The sequence below is a fragment of the Nitrospira lenta genome, assembly GCF_900403705.1.
Classification (GTDB): domain Bacteria; phylum Nitrospirota; class Nitrospiria; order Nitrospirales; family Nitrospiraceae; genus Nitrospira_D; species Nitrospira_D lenta.
The window spans coordinates 129,638-149,674 of the sequence record NZ_OUNR01000018.1 but is presented as its reverse complement, the minus strand read 5'-3'; the positions used below and the strand labels follow the sequence as shown (position 1 = coordinate 149,674).

The 20,037-nt window shown below is 59.0% G+C and carries 14 protein-coding genes; 11 read left to right on the top strand and 3 right to left on the bottom strand.

Annotated elements, in window-relative coordinates; translation table 11 throughout:
- Position 1: 1 nt before the first annotated feature.
- Positions 2 to 478, top strand: a complete 477-nt coding sequence (gene greA, locus NITLEN_RS14290) for a transcription elongation factor GreA (protein WP_121990307.1) — start codon at positions 2 to 4, stop codon at positions 476 to 478.
- A gap of 1 nt (position 479) precedes the next feature.
- Entirely contained in the window at positions 480 to 1,271 is a 792-nt protein-coding gene (locus NITLEN_RS14285) for an SAM hydrolase/SAM-dependent halogenase family protein (RefSeq protein ID WP_121990306.1), read from the top strand.
- Between the two features lie 7 nt (positions 1,272 to 1,278).
- On the opposite strand, the gene lhgO is transcribed toward NITLEN_RS14285, so the two are convergent.
- Together lhgO and bioA are read right to left on the bottom strand one after the other, a co-directional pair.
- A complete protein-coding gene (gene lhgO, locus NITLEN_RS14280) occupies positions 1,279 to 2,478 on the bottom strand; it encodes an L-2-hydroxyglutarate oxidase (RefSeq protein ID WP_121990305.1) in 1,200 nt (399 codons plus the stop codon).
- A 25-nt stretch (positions 2,479 to 2,503) separates the two neighbouring features.
- Positions 2,504 to 3,907: an adenosylmethionine--8-amino-7-oxononanoate transaminase gene (bioA, locus tag NITLEN_RS14275; protein WP_121990304.1), complete on the bottom strand. Its 1,404-nt coding sequence runs from the start codon at positions 3,905 to 3,907 to the stop codon at positions 2,504 to 2,506.
- Between the two features lie 155 nt (positions 3,908 to 4,062).
- Between bioA and lepA the strand changes: the two genes are divergently transcribed.
- The 9 genes from lepA to plsY all read left to right on the top strand — a co-directional run bounded on the left by lepA (position 4,063) and on the right by plsY (position 13,597).
- Entirely contained in the window at positions 4,063 to 5,862 is a 1,800-nt protein-coding gene (lepA, locus tag NITLEN_RS14270; RefSeq protein WP_121990303.1) for a translation elongation factor 4, read from the top strand.
- Positions 5,859 to 6,617, top strand: coding sequence for a signal peptidase I (lepB, locus tag NITLEN_RS14265; protein WP_121990302.1), 759 nt, complete (start codon positions 5,859 to 5,861; stop codon positions 6,615 to 6,617). Before lepA ends, lepB begins: the two co-directional genes overlap by 4 nt.
- Positions 6,618 to 6,738: 121 nt before the next feature.
- The gene (rfaE1, locus tag NITLEN_RS14260; RefSeq protein WP_121990301.1) at positions 6,739 to 7,749 is read left to right on the top strand and encodes a D-glycero-beta-D-manno-heptose-7-phosphate kinase; all 1,011 of its coding nucleotides are present in this window, start codon (positions 6,739 to 6,741) and stop codon (positions 7,747 to 7,749) included.
- On the top strand, positions 7,742 to 8,542 hold the full coding sequence (gene kdsB / locus NITLEN_RS14255) for a 3-deoxy-manno-octulosonate cytidylyltransferase (protein ID WP_121990300.1): 801 nt from the start codon (positions 7,742 to 7,744) through the stop codon (positions 8,540 to 8,542). The genes rfaE1 and kdsB overlap by 8 nt, the downstream gene beginning before the upstream one ends.
- A gap of 11 nt (positions 8,543 to 8,553) precedes the next feature.
- The gene (locus NITLEN_RS14250) at positions 8,554 to 10,155 is read left to right on the top strand and encodes a CTP synthase (RefSeq protein WP_121990393.1); all 1,602 of its coding nucleotides are present in this window, start codon (positions 8,554 to 8,556) and stop codon (positions 10,153 to 10,155) included.
- Positions 10,156 to 10,342: 187 nt separating this feature from the next.
- Positions 10,343 to 11,170 carry a 3-deoxy-8-phosphooctulonate synthase gene (gene kdsA / locus NITLEN_RS14245; protein ID WP_121990299.1) on the top strand — a complete coding sequence of 276 codons (828 nt, stop codon included), beginning with the start codon at positions 10,343 to 10,345 and terminating at the stop codon, positions 11,168 to 11,170.
- Positions 11,143 to 12,177 (top strand): KpsF/GutQ family sugar-phosphate isomerase, encoded by a 1,035-nt coding sequence (locus NITLEN_RS14240; RefSeq protein ID WP_121990298.1) that lies wholly within the window; start codon positions 11,143 to 11,145, stop codon positions 12,175 to 12,177. The genes kdsA and NITLEN_RS14240 overlap by 28 nt, the downstream gene beginning before the upstream one ends.
- A gap of 151 nt (positions 12,178 to 12,328) precedes the next feature.
- The gene (pgsA, locus tag NITLEN_RS14235) at positions 12,329 to 12,925 is read left to right on the top strand and encodes a CDP-diacylglycerol--glycerol-3-phosphate 3-phosphatidyltransferase (RefSeq protein WP_181416880.1); all 597 of its coding nucleotides are present in this window, start codon (positions 12,329 to 12,331) and stop codon (positions 12,923 to 12,925) included.
- A 66-nt stretch (positions 12,926 to 12,991) separates the two neighbouring features.
- Complete coding sequence (plsY, locus tag NITLEN_RS14230) at positions 12,992 to 13,597, top strand: glycerol-3-phosphate 1-O-acyltransferase PlsY (RefSeq protein ID WP_219999461.1); 606 nt, start codon at positions 12,992 to 12,994, stop codon at positions 13,595 to 13,597.
- Between the two features lie 142 nt (positions 13,598 to 13,739).
- Here plsY and NITLEN_RS14225 read toward each other — a convergent pair whose 3' ends face one another.
- A complete protein-coding gene (locus NITLEN_RS14225; RefSeq protein WP_146216200.1) occupies positions 13,740 to 20,000 on the bottom strand; it encodes an AAA family ATPase in 6,261 nt (2,086 codons plus the stop codon).
- Positions 20,001 to 20,037 lie beyond the last annotated feature (37 nt).

Here is a 20,037-nt window from a genome sequence, read left to right as displayed (position 1 = left end):
TATGCCGACACCCATTACCCAAAAAGGTTTTGACGCACTCAAGGCTGAACTCGATCGCTTGCGCAAGGTCGAACGGCCGAAGAATATCGAAGCGATTGCCGAAGCCCGCGCGCATGGCGATTTGAGCGAGAATGCCGAGTATGACGCGGCCAAGGAACGGCAGGGGTTTATCGCGGCGCGTATGGCCGAACTCGAAACCAAAATTGCCGAGGCCCGGGTGGTGGACACGACCGGCCGTACGACGGACACCGCGGTCTTCGGCGCGACGGTCCTGGTGATCGAGCAGGAATCGCAGTCGAAGCGGCAATACACGCTGGTCGGGCAAGACGAAGCCGACATGAAATTCAACCGAATCTCCGTGCAGTCGCCGGTCGGGCGCGCACTCATCGGCAAGCGGGTCGGTGATTTTGTTGAAGTGACGACACCGGCAAAGGTCATTGAATACGAAATCGTGGAGATCAAATTCGAGGAATTGTGACGTGCCTCCGGCCCCCTCGCTCATTACTCTCCTGACCGATTTCGGCACCAAAGATTATTTCGTCGCCAGCATGAAAGGGGTGATCCTGACGATCCACCCTGATGCCCGCATTGAAGATGTGTCCCATCACATCACTCCGCATCGAATCGACGAAGCCGCCTATTGTCTCCAGGCCTGCTACCGGGCGTTTCCCGAAGGCACCGTGCATGTCGTGGTGGTCGATCCCGGCGTCGGCAGCCGCCGCCGGCCGATTCTGGTCAAAACGGGCCGCTATTACTTCGTGGCGCCGGACAACGGTGTACTGACGCCGGTTTTGAATATGGAAGAAGACGTTGAGGTTCGGGAAATCGAAAATCAGCAGTACCGATTGCCGTCCCCCGGAGCGACCTTCCACGGCCGAGATGTGTTTGCCCCGGCGGCGGCCTGGCTGGCCAAAGGCGCGGCGCTGTCGTCGTTCGGCCGATTGGTTCCTGATCCGGTCAGAACGAACTGGCCTCAACCCCAGGTGACGACGCGAACGATTATTGGAGAGATTGTCTACATCGACCGTTTCGGGAATCTGATCTCGAACATTTCCCGCGCGCAGATTGAGGCCGGTATGATCGGCCAGCCGGAGATCCGGGTCGGAGCGCATCGCAGTGAAACCCTGGTCGCAAACTATAGCGAAGGGCAGGGTGATGTGCTGCATGCTGTGATCAACAGCAATGGGATGCTGGAGTTATTTCTCAAAGAAAAATCGGCCAGCGAGCGCTTACAGATTGGTGTTGGAGCCGTCGTCGAGCTGAATGGTTGACGGTGAGTTAGCGCAGGCGTTGGTCGATCTGATCGCACACATGCGCGGCGAAGGGTAGTGAGCAGGTAAAGGCCGGTGAGACGGCATTGAGGACGTGCATGGAGCGGCGGTCTCCTTCCAGGACAAAATCCATTTCGAGCTTGCGCTTGGTAATATCCAGTAATTGGGCCCTGATGCCGGGCCGTCCCCACTTCTGATAGTTTGATTCCTGTACTCCTTCGGCGAGCACCGAGGCGAGTTCGACCATTTTGCTGCGGGAATATTTGGCGATCTCTTCCACGGCGAGACGCCGGTAGTCGAATTGGGCGTTGGTCAGCAGCCCGAGTCCGCGGCCCGCGACCTCCATCATCTCACCCAGCTTGAAATTACTGAGGCCCTCGTAATTTTCACGCCAGAAGGCCGGAATGGCCGTAGGGCCGATCTTCGCTTTTCCGTCGGCGGTGATGGTGAAGTGAACCCCGAGAAACGGATTCCTCAGATCAGGAACCGGGTAGATATTGGTGCGGATCGCGCCCGGCGGCTCGTTTGAATAGAGATAGAGCCCTTTGAAGGGCAGGATCCGATACTTTTCAGAGAAGCCATAATCCAGCGCGATTTTGTCCGCGTACAATCCCGCGGCATTGACGACATAGCCAGCGGCAATCGTGTCCGAGTTGGTCCGGACTCCCTGATCGGTTCGGCTGATGTAGGCGGTGCCGAATCGTATCTCGATTCCCTCCTGGGTGGCATCGCGTTGCATGGCGTCGACGACGTGCAAGGGATTCACGGTCGAGGTGCGGGGTGAGAACAGGGCGCGCTGGTAGGTTTTGACGCGAGGCTCGATGCGTTTGGCTTCTGCTTCGGTCAGCTCCTGAATCTCAATCGCGTTCGCTCGGCCGCGCTTCACCAGCTCGTCGAGGGAGGGAAGATCGCCGGCATCTTTGGCCACGACGAGCTTGCCGCAGCGATTGAGGGGAATGCCTTTCTGCTCGCAATAGGCGGTCATCCGCTTGTTCCCGAGCTTGGTGAATTTCGCTTTCAGGCTATCGGGGGAGTAGTAAAATCCTGCGTGGAGGACGCCGCTGTTGCGGCCACTGGCGTGGGCCCCGCAAGCGGATTCTTTCTCGATCAACATGATGCGGGCATCGGCATGGCGGGACTTGAGTTCTCTGGCGATACTCAACCCAATGACACCGCCGCCGATCACGAGGAAATCATAGGAACTCATCTGCGCCTCTAGTCTTCACGTGGATTCACAAGACGGGGCTTCGTGCTGCATCGGGCGCCCCGATTGGATGAGTGCAAGTGTCTATGGAATCGGCCAAGATTTCCACCATTCTCGACAATTGATCCCGGGTCGAAGAGAGCGGCGGCATCAGGACGATCACATTGCCGATCGGGCGGAGTAAGAGCCCTCGCAGGCGCGCCTCCATGGCGACTCGGTGGCCGATTCTGGCCTGTAGGGGGATGGCTTCGCGGGTGGTCTTGTTCTGAACGAGTTCGATGCTCGCCATCATGCCGCGCTGGCGGATATCTCCCACGAGCGGCAGATCGGCTAGGGGCTTAAGCAGGCGTTTCAAGAGTGCGACCTTCGGGCGAAGTCCCGCAAGGGTTTTTTCTGTGCGGAAGACCTCAAGGTTTGCCAGCGCCACTGCGCATCCCAACGGATTGCCGGTATAGCTATGGCCATGGAAGAACGTCTTGAACTCTTCGTACTTCCCAAGAAACGCGCTGTAGATGGCTTCCGTCGTCAACGTGGCGGCCAAGGGCATATAGCCGCCGGTCAGCCCCTTGCTGATGGCCATCAGATCAGGGGTGACGCCCTCATGCTGACAGGCAAACATCTTTCCCGTGCGGCCAAATCCTGTCGCCACTTCATCGGCGATGAGTAGCACATTATATTGAGTGCAGAGTTCACGGATGCGTTTCAAGTAGCCGGGCGGAGACATGATCATGCCGGCTGCGGCCTGCACGAGTGGTTCAATGACGAATCCAGCGATTTCGCGATGCCGGGTTTTGAGTAGCTGTTCGATTGGATCGAGGCAGGCCATGTGGCAGGAAGGATAGGTGAGGGCGAGCGGACAGCGGTAACAGTAGGGGGGCTCGGCGTCGAGAGTTGGAAACAGAAGAGGTTTGAAGCGGCCGTGAAACAGCTCGATATTCCCGACACTGATGGCCCCGATCGTGTCGCCGTGATAGGCCAGCTTGAGATGCAGAAAGGTATGTTTGGGTCCGGCCTCGGGATGGCGTTGCTGCCAATATTGGACCGCCATCTTGAGGGCGACTTCAACTGCCGTTGATCCGTTGTCGGAATAAAAGACTCGCTTCAGTCCCTTCGGCGCAATGCGGATCAGTTCGCGCGCGAGTTGAATAGCCGGCGGGTTTGAGAGTCCTAGAAAAGTTGAGTGGGCAATCTTGTCGAGTTGGTTTTTGATGGCGCGATCGAGCGTCGGATGCCGATGTCCATGGAGATTCACCCAGATTGATGAGGTTCCGTCGAGGTACTTTCTGCCCTGAGTATCGATCAGGTAGGCGCCCTTTCCCCGTTCGATAATGAGGGGGGCTTCCTGTTCCCATTCCTGCATTTGTGTAAAGGGATGCCAGAGATATTTCCGGTCCCAATCCGCGAGTGTGTCCGGGGGGGTGCGTGGTGCCATGCGATTCAGAGTTCCTGCGAAGCCGGGTGGAGTTGAGGTGCGTAGAAAGGCTCGAAAATCACCGTGCGGCGGCGATTATACGAGTGAGTCCTGACTTTGACAACCCGTGGGGCAGTTACTATAATGAACCGATTTTTTCTGAAAAGAGCTAGGATTTGCAAAGCCTTATACGAAACTTCTCGATTATCGCCCATATCGATCACGGCAAATCCACCCTCGCCGACCGGCTCCTGGATGCGACTGGCGCAGTGACCGCCCGAGAGGCCAAGGAGCAGATCCTTGATGCCATGGATCTTGAGCGGGAACGGGGCATTACGATCAAGGCCCATGCGGTCGCCATTCGGTACAAGGCCAAGGATGGGAAGACCTATGATTTGCACTTGATCGATACGCCGGGGCACGTCGATTTCACCTATGAAGTCTCGCGGAGTCTCGCGGCCTGCGAAGGCGCGCTCTTGCTTGTGGATGCCACGCAGGGGGTGCAGGCGCAGACTATCGCCAATGTCAATTTGGCCATGGCGAACAATCTGACCATTATCCCCGTCATCAATAAGATCGATTTGGCCAGTGCGGACGTCGAGGGGACCAAGAATTCCATTTCAGAAGTGTTGCAGCTGGATGCCAGCGATGCGATGCCGATCAGCGCGAAAGAGGGCAAGGGAGTGCCGGAGGTACTCGAAGCGATCATCGAGCGGATTCCGCCGCCGTCCGGTGATCCCAAGGCCCCGCTGAAAGCCCTCATTTTTGATTCCTGGTTCGATAACTATCAGGGGGTGATCGTCCTCATCCGCATCGTAGACGGAGAGGTCCGGCCGGGGATGAAGATTAAGGTCATGTCCAACGACCGGACATTTGAAGTGATGGAAGTCGGGAAGTTTATTCCCAAGCGCTCGAAGACGACCCAACTGCTGACCGGTGAGGTCGGCTATCTCTGTGCGAACATGCGTGAGGTGGCGGACGTCAAGATCGGTGACACGCTGACTGATGCCGTGCACCCGACGGCCACGCCGTTCCCCGGGTATAAGGAAGTGAAGCCGCTGGTCTTCTGCGGGCTCTATTCGACCGACACGGCGAAGTACGAAGATCTGCGGGATGCGCTCGTCAAGTTGCGATTGAACGACTCCTCTTTTGTCTATGAGCCGGAGAGTTCCTTGGCGTTGGGCTTTGGTTTTCGCTGCGGCTTCCTGGGCTTGCTGCATATGGAGATTATCCAGGAGCGCCTCGAGCGAGAATATGGCCTGACGTTGATTACGACCGCGCCCACTGTCGTGTATCGCGTGATGACGACCAAAGGCGAGGTGCTGGAGATCGACAATCCTGCCGATTTGCCGGAGCCCAGCAGTATCGATTCGTTCGAGGAGCCCTTTATCCTGACCACGGTGATTACCCCGGAACGGTATATGGGAGCGATCCTCAAGCTCTGCCAGGAACGCCGTGGCATTCAGCGGGACATCCACTTTCTCGATCCGACCCGCGTCGTCATCAGTTATGAGATGCCGCTCAATGAAGTCATCTTGGATTTTTATGACAAGCTCAAGTCGCGCACGCAGGGGTATGCGTCGCTGGACTATGAATTGCTCGGTTATCGCGAATCCGATCTGGTGAAGCTCGATATTCTGTTGAACGGCGAGGCTGTGGATGCGCTGTCGTTCATTACCCACAAAGAGCGATCGGTCCATCGCGGGCGGCAGATGGCGGAGAAGATGAAAGAGCTCATCCCCCGTCAGATGTTTGAAATTGCCATTCAGGCGGCGATCGGGACGAAGATCGTTGCTCGCGAGTCGATCGGCGCGATGAAGAAGAACGTTATCGCGAAGTGCTATGGCGGCGATATCTCGCGCAAACGGAAGCTGCTGGAAAAGCAGAAAGAAGGCAAGAAGCGGATGAAGTCGGTGGGAAGCGTGGAAGTGCCGCAAGAGGCTTTCCTGGCGCTGTTGAAAGTGGGGGATGAATGAGTGCTGAACCGACTCCGCCCAATCTTGAGGATGTATCAGGGGTCGCCCCGGTCGCGGCTCCGACGGAGGTCCCGGCGGCGGGCGACGCTCGGCAGAGCGGGAAGTCGATCATTCGGGAGTACGCCGAAGCCATCATCGTCGCGATGCTGCTGGCCTTCGCCATTCGGGTGTTCGTCGTGCAGGCGTTCAAGATTCCATCCGGGTCGATGATTCCCACACTGTTGATCGGCGATCATATCCTCGTCAGCAAGTTGTCCTATGGGTTGCAATGGCCGACCGATTGTAAGTTGCAATGGAACTTTCCGCCGGTGAATTGCTACACGTCTTCCAACGTGATGCCGTTCGGTAAGCCGCAGCGGGGCGATGTCATCGTCTTTCGCTTTCCGGAAGACGAAGAGAAAGATTTCATCAAGCGCATCGTCGGCACGCCCGGCGATACCGTGCAGATCCGCAATAAGCAGGTGCTCGTCAACGGTGAACTGCTCGACGACCGAGCCTTCACGCAGCGGATCGATCCGGGCATCATCGACAGCACGATCAATCCCCGCGACAACTTCGGCCCGGTGACGGTGCCGGACGGGTCCTATTTTGTCATGGGCGACAATCGCGATCAGAGCCTCGACAGCCGCTTCTGGGGCTATGTGCGGGAGGAAAAGATCCGCGGGAAGGCGTTCAGAATCTACTGGTCCTGGAGCGGTCACGGGGAGTGGACTGAGTGGGTTCGATGGGATCGGTTCGGCAAAGCGATTCAGTGAGCGGGCACGAGAAGTGTGTGAGTGAAGAATAAACCGCACGGTCACTGGATTTGAAATAGGCTCAAAGGGATCGGTTCGGCAAAGCCATTCAATGATCCGCCAATAGAGGGACGCGTACGTCATGGCTTCGCAGACCACGCAGAATCAATCTGTGTCACAGAAAGCGCTTCGTCAGTATCTCCAGCGGTTTCCTCAGGCCAGCCTCCTGGTCATCGGGGATTTGATTCTTGACCATTACGTGATGGGACGGGTGAGCCGGATTTCTCCGGAGGCGCCGGTGCCGGTCGTGCATGTCGAGTCGGAAACGCTGCGGCTGGGCGGCGCGGCCAACGTCTTCAACAACATTCTTGCGCTCGGCGGCAAAGCAGACTTGTGCGGGGTCATCGGCGCCGACGAGAGCGGACGGTTGCTGTTGAAAGAGCTGGGCCAGTCGCGTTCAGGCCGGGGTGGCGTGATTATCGACCATGATCGTCCAACCACCAGGAAGAGTCGGGTGATCGCCCACAATCAGCAGATTGTGCGCTACGATATGGAGGGCCGCCAAGAACTGAAAGGAACGCTTCAGAAACGGCTGTTGCGCTATGTCGAATCGCGGATTCGCGAGTTATCCTGCATTATCGTCTCGGATTATGCCAAAGGCGTCGTATCGGCGGCGCTCATGACCGAATTGACGCGGATGGCGGCCTTGCGCAAGATCCCCATCATCGTCGATCCGAAGGTCGAGCATTTCAGCTACTACAAGGGTGTGACGGTGATGACGCCGAACCATCTGGAAGCCACGCAGGCCGCTGGGTTGCATGGCGATGATGATCGAGCCATCAACCAGGCCGGCGCCTTGATCAGGCAACGGCTGGGGTGCCAGTCTGTACTCATCACGCGAGGCGAAAAGGGAATGAGCTTGTACGAAGGTGAGGGGACGTCCTGGCATCTTCCGACGCAGGCCCGGCAAGTGTACGATGTGACGGGAGCCGGCGATACCGTGATCGGGACCTTGGCCCTGGCGCTGGCAACCGGTGCCAGCATGCGGGAAGCCGCGACATTGGCCAATCATGCGGCCGGCATTGTCGTGGGCATGGTTGGCACGGCGACGGTCTCGCCCAAGCAGCTCCTGGAGGCGGTCGGGAATGGCTAAAACATTGTCGTCGGTCACCCTCGTCATTCCGGCCCGCTACGGGTCGTCGCGGTTTCCCGGAAAACCGCTGGTGAAGCTGGCCGGCAAACCGATGATTCAGCATGTCTATGAATGCGCGCGGGCCTGTCGCTCGGTGAATGACGTGCTGGTCGCGACGGATGATGATCGTATCAAGCAGGCTGTCGAACAGTTCGGCGGCCGGGTTGTCATGATGGGCGGCGAATATCGGACGGGGACCGATCGTGTTGCGGCGGTGGCCAGGATGTTTGCGGGAGAGTGCTTCGTTGATTTGCAAGGAGACGAAATTCCGCTGAATGCCGAGCTGCTGTCGGATCTCATCGATCCGTTCCTCCAGAGCGGCGCCGAAATGGGCACGCTGAAGCGCAAGATGGATGTGACCGACGATCTGCACAATCCGGCGATCGTCAAGGTGGCGACGGATGCCAATGGCCATGCGCTCTATTTTTCGCGCGCGCCGATCCCGCTCGTCCGCGACGATCCGAGCCGGCGTGTGGTCAGCGGGCTGCATTACATTCATCTCGGGGTCTATATTTATACGAAGGAAACGCTGTTGCGCTTTGCCGGGATGAAGACGGGTGTGCTGGAAGATGCGGAAAAGCTGGAACAGTTGCGCGCGCTCGAAAACGGAATCCGCGTGCGTGTCTGGGAGACGCCGTATGCGTCGCTGCGCATCGATGCGCCGGAGGATGTCCCGGAGGCCGAAGAAAAGTTGCGGCAGTATGAATCCCTGAAACAGGAACTCAACCTCAAACGGACCGCACCGAGCCGATGATGGGGGCAGCCATGAGCAAGTTTATTTTTGTGACAGGGGGAGTGGTCTCGTCGCTGGGGAAGGGACTGGCGTCGGCGTCGATCGGTAATCTTCTGGAGAGCCGCGGGCTCAAGATCACGTTCTTGAAGCTCGACCCCTACATCAACGTCGACCCGGGCACGATGAATCCCTATCAGCATGGCGAAGTCTTCGTCACCGAGGACGGCGCGGAAACCGATCTCGACCTGGGTCACTACGAGCGGTTCACCTCGTTGTCGCTGACGAAGGAAAGCAATTACACCACGGGGCGGATTTACAATTCCGTCATCACGAAAGAACGCCGGGGCGATTATCTTGGCGGCACCGTCCAAGTCGTGCCGCACATCACCGACGAGATCAAACAATGCATCATGCGGATCTCGCAGGGGATCGACGTCACGATCGTCGAGATCGGCGGCACTGTCGGCGACATTGAAAGTCTGCCGTTTCTCGAAGCGATTCGCCAGATGCCCTACGATGTAGGTCGCGACAATGTGTTGTATGTCCACTTGACGCTGGTCCCCTACATCGGCGCGGCTGGTGAATTGAAGACCAAGCCCACGCAGCATTCGGTGAACAAGCTTCGCGAGATCGGTATCCAGCCGCATATTCTGTTGTGCCGCACTGATCGGTACATTCCGCCGGAGATGAAGGCCAAGATCGCGATGTTCTGCAATGTCGAGAAAGATGCCGTCATCACAGCAAAGGATGTTGAGACGATCTATGAAGTGCCGATTGTCTTCCGAAAAGAAGGTCTGGATGAACTGATCGTCCGGCAACTGCATATTGAGACCGGCCCCCCGAATCTGCGCGAGTGGGATGCGATGGTGCAGAAGATCAAGCATCCGAAGCACGAGATCTCCGTCGCGCTGGTCGGGAAATACGCGGGGCTGAAGGAGTGCTACAAAAGTCTGGCCGAGGCGCTGGTGCATGGCGGGATCGATCATGAGACGAAGGTCAACATCACCTGGATTGAGTCTGAAGACGTTGAGCGTCAGGGGACCGAGCGGATCTTGCGCGAGGCGGACGGAATTCTGATTCCCGGAGGGTTTGGGACGCGCGGAGTCGAAGGGAAAATTCTCACCATCAAGTATGCGCGAGAACGCGAAGTGCCGTTCCTCGGACTGTGTTTGGGCATGCAATGCGCTACCATCGAGTTTGCGCGGAACGTGGCGGGTCTGGCGGGCGCCAATAGTTCGGAGTTCGACGGGCAATCGCCGCATCCTGTCATCCATTTGATGTCCGAACAACAGTCCGTGAGCGACAAGGGCGGGACCATGCGGCTCGGCTCCTACCTGTGCAAACTCGGAGAGGGGACGCTGGCGCAGAAGATGTACGGTGTCAACGAGATCAGCGAGCGGCATCGGCATCGGTACGAATTCAACAATGCCTATTGCGAGCAACTCGCGGCCAAGGGATTGGTGTTGAGCGGGTTGTCGCCGGACGGGCGGCTGGTCGAGATCGTGGAGCTTAAGAAGCATCCCTGGTTCCTCGCGACGCAGTTCCATCCGGAATATCGTTCGCGACCGCATCATCCACATCCGTTGTTCAGCGGATTTGTGGGGGCAGCGCTTCGAAAGAAGCTTGGGCATTAATCAGGTTCAATGAGTACACCGAGAGTAATATGGGTCATCGTTACTGCATCGGTTACTATCTTGGTATCAGCTTTTTGGTTAAAGCATTGCTGGTACATAGATAGTTGTTTGGATGCCGGAGGAGCTTGGGATTATTCGAGAAATGTTTGCAGGGGTATTCGTTAGCCCTAGAAATATAGGCTGATAGATGAGTCACGAAGTCCAAATCGGTTCGTTCAAAGTCGGAGCGGGAAATCGGCCGTTCCTGATTGCCGGTCCCTGCGTCATCGAGAGTGAACAGCTGGTGCTGGATACGGCCGGGAAAATTGCAGAGATCACCAAGTCGCTCGGTATCCCCTATGTCTTCAAGTCGTCGTTCGACAAGGCCAATCGGACCTCCATCAAGTCGTACCGTGGCCCCGGCATCGAGAATGGTTTGGCGGTCTTGAAGAAGGTGAAGGACCAATTGGGACTTCCAATTCTGACCGATGTGCATACGGAAGAACAGGCGACGGAAGCGGGGAAGGTCGTCGATGTGCTGCAGATTCCCGCATTCTTGTGTCGCCAGACGGATCTGCTCATCGCGGCGGCTAAGACCGGCAAAGTGGTGAATGTGAAGAAGGGGCAATTCCTCTCGCCGCCTGAAATGGCCAATGCCGTGAAGAAGGTCGAAGAGTGTGGAAGCCAGCGCATTGTGCTGACGGAGCGCGGATCGTCCTTCGGCTATAACAACCTCGTTGTCGATATGCGTTCCTTTCCCATTATGCGGAGCTTCGGCTATCCCGTCGTGTTCGATGCGACGCATAGCGTGCAGTTACCCGGCGGCGGGGGCACCAAATCCAGCGGTCAGCGGGAGTTTGTCGAGCCATTGGCCTGTGCGGCTGCCGGCGCCGGGGTGGACGGATTTTTCATGGAAGTGCATCCCAATCCTGACGAAGCCCTTTCTGATGGCCCGAACATGGTGCCGCTGCATCAACTGAAATCTTTGCTTGAACGGGTGATGCGGATATGCGACGCAGCCAAACCACGAAGCTAAAGTCTCCATCAAAGAGCGCTCCGGCTCCTAAAGGGGTGAAGAGCCTGGGAAGCCTGGGTGACGGGAAGCGTGTGCTTGAAATCGAAGCGCGCGCGGTGCTGGCGCTTGTCGATCGGATGGATAATAAGTTTGAAAAGGCCGTGGATCTGCTTGCTCAGTGCAAAGGCAAGGTCGTGGTCTCCGGGATGGGCAAATCCGGATTGATCGGTCAAAAGATTGCCGCGACGCTGGCCAGCACCGGCACCTCCTCGTTTTTCCTTCATCCCGCTGAAGGAGTGCATGGCGACCTGGGGATGTTGGCGCGACGCGACGCCTTGATTGCCATTTCCAATAGCGGTGAGACGGCGGAGTTACTGCAAATCCTGCCCTATGTCGAGCGCATGGGGATTCCGGTCATTGGTCTCACGGGTCGCATGACATCGACCCTGGCCAAGCAGAGTGATGTGGCGTTGGATGTCTCGGTGTCGGAGGAGGCCTGTCCCATGGGGCTCGCGCCGACGGCCAGCACGACCGCGACGTTGGCGCTGGGCGATGCGCTGGCCGTGGCCTTGTTGCAGAAGCGCGGATTCAAAGAAGAAGACTTTGCGCAATTCCATCCGGGCGGCACGCTCGGGCGGCGGTTGTTGGTGCGGGTGAAGGATCTCATGCATGCGGGGGCCGATTTGCCCAAGGTGGAGGAGTCGGTATCCGGCACCACGGCGATGTTGGAGATGACCGCGAAGAAGCTCGGGATGACCACAGTGGTCGATCAAGTGGGGAAGCTGGCCGGGATCATCACCGATGGAGATCTGCGTCGGTTCATTCAGGGCGGCGGAGACTTTACGAAGGCGACGGCGAGCGTGCTCGCATCGCGACGTCCACGGATCATCAGCCCAGACGACCTGGCGGCCAAAGCGGTCGAAATGATGGAACGTTTTTCCATTACGACGCTTGTGGTGATCGAAGGCGATCGGAATATTCGCGGGGTCATTCATTTGCATGATCTCTTGAAGAGCGGCATCGTCTAGTTAGGCTGCTGAAAAAGTCCGCCAGCGGTGTCCTCGCCTTATTGTTGTGTATCCTGTAGGTAAATATCTTGTTGTTCCAAGCGAGTAGTGGTATCAAGTGCGAGTAGATCGAGCCGGTTTTCAGTAGGTTGCAAGAGGATCGTACACAGCTATGAATCGCGTCTTAGCCGCATGGCGGGAAATCGGGCAGGATTCGCTGAACATCCCCAACCTGCTCACGCTCACCCGGATCCTGTTGATTCCGGTGTTCGTCGTGCTGTTTTCGACGCCGGATCCAGACCGATCGCTCATGGCCGCCATCGTGTTTGTCGTGGCTGCCGTGACGGATATGCTCGATGGCTATCTCGCGAGACGGTCGGGTCAGGTGACCAAGCTCGGAAAGTTGCTCGATCCCATCGCCGACAAGCTGTTGGTCTTGTCCGCGCTGATTCTGCTCGTGAACGTGGACCGGGTCAGCGCGCTGGTCGCTATTCTGATCATTGCCCGAGAGCTGGGAGTTACCGGCATTCGCGCCATCGCTGCGGGCGAAGGGATGATCATCGCCGCCGAGACGACGGGCAAGTACAAGATGGCCTTGCAGGTCGTGGCGATTGTCATGCTCATTCTCGAAGGGACCAGCCTGGCCCCGCTGGGCAATCTGCACCTGGCGGGTATCGTGACACTCTATCTGTCACTGGTGCTGGGCTATATTTCCGGCGGCCAGTATGTGTGGAGCTTCTGGAAGCAGGTCGTCGCCAAAGGACTATAGTCCATGGCAGGATGCTGAAAACGTCCTCCAGCCACGCATTATTCTTCCTGTTTCTATTTCTGAACTATGAATAACGAAGTGCTCTGGGTTCTCATGGCAATGGCCGGCTATCTGCTGGGGGCTATTCCATTCGGCATTGTCGTGTCGAAAGCGATGGGGTTGCCTGATCCGAGAACGGTCGGCAGCAAGAACGTTGGCTTCACCAATGTCCTGCGAGTTTCCGGCAAGAAGGCCGGCATCCTGACGCTGATCGGCGATATGGGAAAAGGCTGGGTCATGGGATTTGCTGCCACGCAGATGCTTCAGCAGGAATGGATGATTTTGCTGGTGGCCCTGGCGCCGTTCCTCGGCCACCTCTTCTCGCCGTTTCTCGGATTTAAGGGCGGTAAAGGCGTCGCCACGGCACTGGGCTCTGTCTTGGGCGTCGAGCCGGCGATCGGATTTCTGTTGCTGATGGCGTGGCTCGGCGCCGTCGCATTGTGGCGCTACTCTTCTGGCGGAGCACTGACTGCGTTTGGACTTTTCCCGTTGATTGCCTCGGTGGCCCGTCCGACTGTGGAGTTTGTCCTTTTCTCCGTGATCGTCAGCGGGCTCATTATGCTGAAGCACAAGGGGAACATCGAACGCCTCTTGAACGGGACGGAGAGTAAGATCGGGCAGAAGCAGGTATAAGCAAAACGGCGCGTCCAAGGGATTGAGGCGATTACGCCTGTTAGGTCTGTCTGGGGCTAGCCCGCCGTGTCACCGGCCTGCTGTAGGTGCTTGTGGTGCAATGGCTGCCGCAAAAGTGCTACGGAAGGCCGGCATTGTTTCTTCACGAGACATTTCCGGAATCGTTCACGTGGGTGTCGCGCAGGAGGGGGCGGCCGGCTTCTAAATAATATGGCGTTGTGGAGAGCTGGGCGGCAATCGAGCGCCACAGGGAGGTCAATTCATTGAGTAGGTGGCGGATTGAAAGCGCGAGATTGAGAACCTGATCGCCATCTTGAAAGAGCCTCGCGGATTGTTCGAGTGTCAGGCCGAGCGCCCGCAGTGTCGGCGCACCCAGCACCGAGCAATTTCCGCTGAGCAAATGCAGCTGATTCGCGGCAGCCGACCAGTGCCATTCGTCGATGGCTTGTTCTGTTAGCTGGGAACAGGCGAGGGCGTCCGACAGCATGACATTGAGGAGGCTCAGGTACCGATCTTCTTTGCCGGGAAGAAGACTCAGCGATTCTGTCGGACACAGGCCAGGCACCGTGCCAAGGGCCGTCACAAGCTCAGCGGCAGTTCGCGTGCGAACGCTCTTGGGCGCAGGTGTGGGCGCAGGAGGCGCGGCGCACTCGACCTGCGCGGGTGGGAGCGGCGCAAGCCATTGGGCGATGGTGTTCCACAATTGGGCGGGACGAAACGGTTTGGTCACGAGATCGCTCATGCCGGCTTCGAGACACTGCCGGCGCGTGTCCGGCAGCGCGTAGGCTGTCACCGCGATGATGGGCAGCTGTGCCCACTCGGGGCGTGTGCGGATGAGTGCCGTCGCGGCAAGCCCATCCATGACGGGCATTTGCCAATCCATCAATACTAAGACGTACGGATCCTGCTCGTTGGCCGCCAGCTCAAGCTGCGCGATCGCCTCGGTGCCGTTTTCCGCGGTTCCGGTTCTCAGTTCGGCATGTTCGAGTAAGCCGACCGCGACTTCGCGGGTTAAGGGGGAATCGTCTACCACTAAGATCCTCGCGCCGCGGACAGTTTTCAGCGGAGCCAGCGCCTCGCGACCTAACTGAGTCGGCGGCGCATAATGTTCGTCCGGCGCGTGTCCGAGACGAGCCGCGACGGCTTCCAATAAACGATAGGACAAAATCGGTTTTGTTATGGCGTGAGGCGTGTCTTCTCGAAGGCCCTCGACCGGCGTTCTGCTCTGCGGTAGCAGCAGCAGCGTGCGGTCTTCCGCGTGCCAGTGTTTGTTCTCCTGTAACAGCCGAGAGGTCTCTGGTCTTGGCGTGGAGCAGGACAAAATAAGAATGTCCGGCGGCGGGATCGTCCGCTCCGACAGTGCGGTGAGCGCGGCTTGCTCCGATGACAGTGCCAGCACATCCATGCCCCATTCGCGCAGGTTGTGCGCCAGCGATTCGCGGGCTTCGTCATGCGGTTCCAGCAAAATTGCCGAACGGCCGCGTACGGCGTCGATTGACGTACGGTCTGAGGCGGTGTCGCCGACGCCGCAGGGAACGGAGAGCCAGAAGGTCGAGCCGTGCTCCGGCGCGCTGTGAACACCGCAGCTGCCGCCCATGAGTTCTGCATAACGCTTGCTGATCGCCAGGCCTAAGCCGGTGGTGTTGAGGCGCCGGGGTAGATCTGTCGCGATCTGATGGTATTCCTCGAACAGCGTCTGTTGCAACGCCGGATCGATGCCGGGGCCGGTGTCGCGCACCGAGAACCGCATGATCGCGCGGTCCGCCTCTCGGTGTTCGACGGCTACCGCGACCGTAATTTCGCCTTGGTCGGTATACCGCAGCGCGTTATTGAGATAGTTCAACAGCACCTGGCTAATGCGCAGGGCGTCCCCCACGAGGCAGCGCGGCACATCCGGCTCCACGCGCCAGAGGAGCGTCAGCCGTTTGTTTTCCGCGCGGTCGATGGTTTGGTTGAGGAGGACGCGGAAAATGTCATCCATCAGAAACGCCGTCTGGTCGATGGGGGTTTTGCCGGACTCAAGCTGGGACAAGTTGAGACTGTCGTCCAGGACATTCATGAGGTGGTGGCCGGCCTGTTGAATTTTTTTGAGGCTGCCGCGCAGACGGTCCGGCGTGCTCTCATAGGCGGCTAGATCGGCCAGCCCAATGATGGCGCTCATAGGCGTACGAATCTCATGGCTCATCTGCGCGAGGAAGTCCATCTTGGCCTGTGCCGTTCGTTCTGCGGCGTCTCGTGCGGCCAGCAGAGCGGTTTCCCGGTCGTGCAATTGGTCGTTGGCCTCCAAGAGGGCGATCGTCCGTTCCTGTACTCGTTGTTCGAGTTGCGCGTAGAGTTCCGCGTTTTCGATGGCCGTTGCGGCTTGGAGGCTCAGCCATGTGAGCACTTCCTGCCGGGCTGGCCAAGAGGCTTTCGACAGGTGGGCATATTCCAGATAGAGCGCGCGCCGGGCCGGCCGGCGGCGGTCGATGGCCTGGCAGAGGATGGATGCCGCCAGCGCGCGTTTAAAATACGGCTCTTCGTCGAACTGGCCGCTGTCCGGTCCTGAGCAGGCGCCGAGCGCACCCGATGGACAATCCCTGGCCACGACATCGCCGGTATTCAGTACATAGTGAACTAAGTTCGACGGCAGGCGGCTGGGAGAATAGATTCCGCGAGCATATTCGATTTCAAGACGGTCATCGAGGCGGTGGACGATGGCTCCGCGGTCGGCGCCGGACAAGTCTAAAATCAGCTTGAGCAAATTTGGCAGAAGGATTGTCAGGTCAACCTGGTGACTGATTGTCCGCATGGCGCGGGTCATGGCCTGGGCATCCACCAGATCCAGCGCGCGGTCGTCTTCAAGCGCTAGCGGATCGGCGTCCAGCGTTTGTAGTCGGAGCCCAACCCGATGCTGCAGCGCATAGGCTTGCGCGAGGCCGTAGCCGTTGTGCGCGTCGAGCAGAGGTTGTCGGTACAGTGAGACTGGCGACTGCTCTTGTTCCAACCAGTCGGCCAGGCGTTCGTTGAAATAGGCCTCCTCAATGAGAAACCCGCTGCGGCTTGCCGCGACTACCGCTTGGCGGCAGGCCTGAATGGCCGCGTGAATCTGTCCATCAAGATGGGCGGACTCCGCGCGTAAAAAATACCGATAATGTGCAACGTTTTCTTCGGCGGCTGCTGAAAATGCCGCCATCTCTTCCAGGGCGAGGGCTAATCCCTCCCGGTATTGCGGGCGAGCGGGCGGGCAGGCGCTCGCCGCCAGTCCGGCGCAGGCGACTCCGCGCCAGAAGCGGATCGCCCGATGCGGGATAAAGGGAGGCGACGCGGCCAGTTCGGCGGAATCGGCGGCGTCCAGCACCTCGTGCCAGCATCCGGCCAGCCCTAGCAGCGGTATACGGGCGCCTTGCCATAAGCCTAGCACCATCGGCAGGGTTCGATAGCGTTCGATAAACACCTGTTCGTCGACAAACGCCCCGTCGAGCGAGGTGAGCGAGTTGGTCTCGCCGCGCAAGGCGGCCGCCGCCGCGGCGTAGCATTGGGTAAATCCGACGATGACCTCCATGGCGGGGAAGGGTTTGCAGTGTGCGACGACACGGGCATGCGCGGCCAGCACTTCGTGCGTGCCGCGCCCCATAGCTGCCAGAGCGATGGTGATGACGTTGAGCAGGTAGCCGCCATAGATGGGATCGTGCGCCCGGCGGGTCAGCGTGAGGGCATCCGTCGCGACCGTCAAAATTTCTTCGATATGGGTGCTCCAGTGCAAGATGAACCAGGCCTGATGGACGCGCATACGGCCGAACGTCCATCCGTCTTGTCCCTGCTGTTCCCAGAGATCTCGCGCAATGTTCGCCAGCGCGGTGGCCTCGGCATAGGCGGCTTGCCTGCGGATCAGCCCTTGGCCGAGCAGGGTATACATGAGCGGGGACAGGGAGGTGCGGCCGTGTGTCAGGCTGATATTGGCGCCAATCGCGCCCAACAGTCCCAGCAGCGGAGAGTTTGTAATCGTTGTGGCATCACCCATGGCGCCGATCAACCGGTGGATCTGTTCCGCCATCGGATCGCTCGCATTCGGCAGCGCCATCAAAAACTGGAAAGAGCGGCGAAGATCGGTGTCTCCGATGTGGGCATGGAAGCGCGACACTTCCCGGTCGAACATGGCATGGATCTGGTCGGTATCGCCGGGGGCAGGCACTAAGATGCCGGCTTCGGCTAAGGCGTGGCACCCAATCGCCAAACCCTCCGTCATCTGGCTCGACTGGCACAGATGGATGGTCTGCCGAATGCGAACGCGGATGCGGTCGAAGGGAGGCTGCGCATGAGACAGCATCAGGCGCACTTCATGCTGAAAGGGCTCTTCCTGGCTCAAGACGGAGCAGGCTTCGGCGAGCGCAAGATGATACCGGTATGCCAAGGCATAGTGGGTCGTCCAGGCGCACTTCGGCAGGCAATATTCGCCAGCGCGCAAATACAAGAGCTCGGCTTCGTAGGCTAGGGCGGCGTGGGCCCGTTCCGATGCGAGGAGATTCAAGTGGGCCACCTCCAGCCGCAGTGCGGGGTCCACGATCAGCGGCAGGGCCTGATTGAGCTGGTCTACGATACGGAATACGGCATCGCAGACGGTGTCGGGGGGGAGTTTGCGCCAGATGCTGAGGCCGATGGCGAGGTGCAGGTGCTGGGCGGCCTTCGGTCCACAGGTGGCGTAGGCGGCTTGCCGGACACGATCGTGAGCGAATCGGAATTCATGCGGCTGATCCGTATCGGCAACGGGGAGCACGAGTTCGTCTCGGAGCACCGGCGCCAGGGCAATCAAGGTTTGATCGGCCGGGAGACCCATCACTGGCGCGAGCACCGCCAGCGAGAAGCGTTTACCGATGCAGGATGCGACCTTCATGGCCTCGCGCGTCGGGAACGGATAGGTGCTCAGGCGCGTATGCATCAGCGCCACGACATCTCCCTGGCGGCTGTCCGCTTCCGCGGTTTTCGTCCAGTCCCACCGATCGTGCGCCGGGTCGTACCGCAGCTCTCGCATGCGCACCATGTGGGTGAGGAACTGCCGGGTGAAAAAGGGATTCCCGTGGGTGTGTTGTCTCACATACCGGGCCAGACCGTCCGGGTCCTCCAGCTGGTGCAGCGAATCCGCGATCATCCGGGAGAGATCGGCCTCGCCCAGCGGTCCGACGGTCAGTTCTGCAAAAAGCGATTGGTCGGCACGGAAGTCTTCAATCAACTTGGCGAGCGGATGGTGGGGGGCGACTTCATTGTCGCGATAGGTCCCGATGAGCAACAGATGAGCGCCCACGGCTTCCCGGACGAATGTGCGAATGAGAGCCAAGGAGGACAGGTCGGCCCATTGGAGATCGTCGAGGAAAAGCACCAGCGGATGCGAGGGGTTGGCAAATTCTTTGAGCAGGGCCGTAAACAGCGTATTGAATCGGGCTTTGGCCGCGGTGCCCGTCAGCTCTGGCGCCGGGGGCTGAGGTCCAACCAGTTGGGCCAGTTCCGGCAGCACATTGGTCAGCACGCTGCTTTCGCTGGCCAAGATTCCCAAGATTCGCTCGCGCCAGGCGGCGATGTCGGTCTGGGTGCCGGAGAGGATTCGGCGCAGCAAGCCGCGGAAGGCTTCGACGATGGCGGAGTAGGGCGTTTCACGCTGGTATTGATCGTATTTGCCCTCGACGATGGTGCCGCCCAGCGCGGTGACATGTGGGAGCATCGCCCACACGAGCGCCGATTTTCCGATGCCAGAGTAGCCTGACACCAGCCCGAGCACGACTTTTCCCTGCACCGCGCGCGCATAGATGTCTTTCAGCGCGGCCAGTTCGGCCTCGCGCCCATAGAGCGTCGCGCCGATCAAAAACTGCGATCCCCGCTCCAATTGTCCTAATGCAAATGGGGGCAGTGTGCCGGATTCCAGCAGCGTCCGTTCACAGCGGGCTAAATCGTGCAGGAGACTGGCGGTCGAGGCATAGCGCGCTTCCGGCGCTTTCGCCAGCAGCCGCATGACGATGTCGCTCAGCGGTTGTGGGACCGGTGTCCAGAGCGACAGCGGCTTGGGCGGCACGGCCAGATGCTGGTGCGCGAGATCCAAGGGGTCGTTATGGCGAAACGGCGGGTATCCGCTTAACAGTTCGTAGAGAATCGCGCCGAGCGAATAGAGATCGCTTCGAGCATCGATATCGGGCAGTTTGCCAAGCTGCTCCGGCGACAGATACCGCATCGCGTCAAGCCGCGCGATCGCGGTCGGCGGCATGGCGACCTCGACGGCCCCCCCGTCATGTTCATGGAAATACTGTGGATGTAATGAGCCGCGCGCGGTCGTCGCCAGGTGATACTGTTGGAGGCCCTTCGTCCAGGTGATCGCCCGGCGAGTCATGTACAAAAGCTCGGCGGGTGAGGGCTCTCGTAGAGTCTGTGCCGTCACAGATGAATACTCCACTCGTGAATCGTGTAACCGAGCA

Bases quoted from the DNA above. Each gene is read 5' to 3' on its own strand.
- plsY (WP_219999461.1), top strand. From the start codon at position 12,992: ATGAATAACGAAGTGCTCTGGGTTCTCATGGCAATGGCCGGCTATCTG.
- rfaE1 (WP_121990301.1), top strand. From the start codon at position 6,739: ATGGCTTCGCAGACCACGCAGAATCAATCTGTGTCACAGAAAGCGCTT.
- bioA (WP_121990304.1), bottom strand. From the start codon at position 3,907: ATGGCACCACGCACCCCCCCGGACACACTCGCGGATTGGGACCGGAAA.
- kdsA (WP_121990299.1), top strand. From the start codon at position 10,343: ATGAGTCACGAAGTCCAAATCGGTTCGTTCAAAGTCGGAGCGGGAAAT.
- lhgO (WP_121990305.1), bottom strand. From the start codon at position 2,478: ATGAGTTCCTATGATTTCCTCGTGATCGGCGGCGGTGTCATTGGGTTG.
- greA (WP_121990307.1), top strand. From the start codon at position 2: ATGCCGACACCCATTACCCAAAAAGGTTTTGACGCACTCAAGGCTGAA.
- pgsA (WP_181416880.1), top strand. From the start codon at position 12,329: ATGAATCGCGTCTTAGCCGCATGGCGGGAAATCGGGCAGGATTCGCTG.
- NITLEN_RS14240 (WP_121990298.1), top strand. From the start codon at position 11,143: ATGCGACGCAGCCAAACCACGAAGCTAAAGTCTCCATCAAAGAGCGCT.
- lepB (WP_121990302.1), top strand. From the start codon at position 5,859: ATGAGTGCTGAACCGACTCCGCCCAATCTTGAGGATGTATCAGGGGTC.
- kdsB (WP_121990300.1), top strand. From the start codon at position 7,742: ATGGCTAAAACATTGTCGTCGGTCACCCTCGTCATTCCGGCCCGCTAC.
- NITLEN_RS14250 (WP_121990393.1), top strand. From the start codon at position 8,554: ATGAGCAAGTTTATTTTTGTGACAGGGGGAGTGGTCTCGTCGCTGGGG.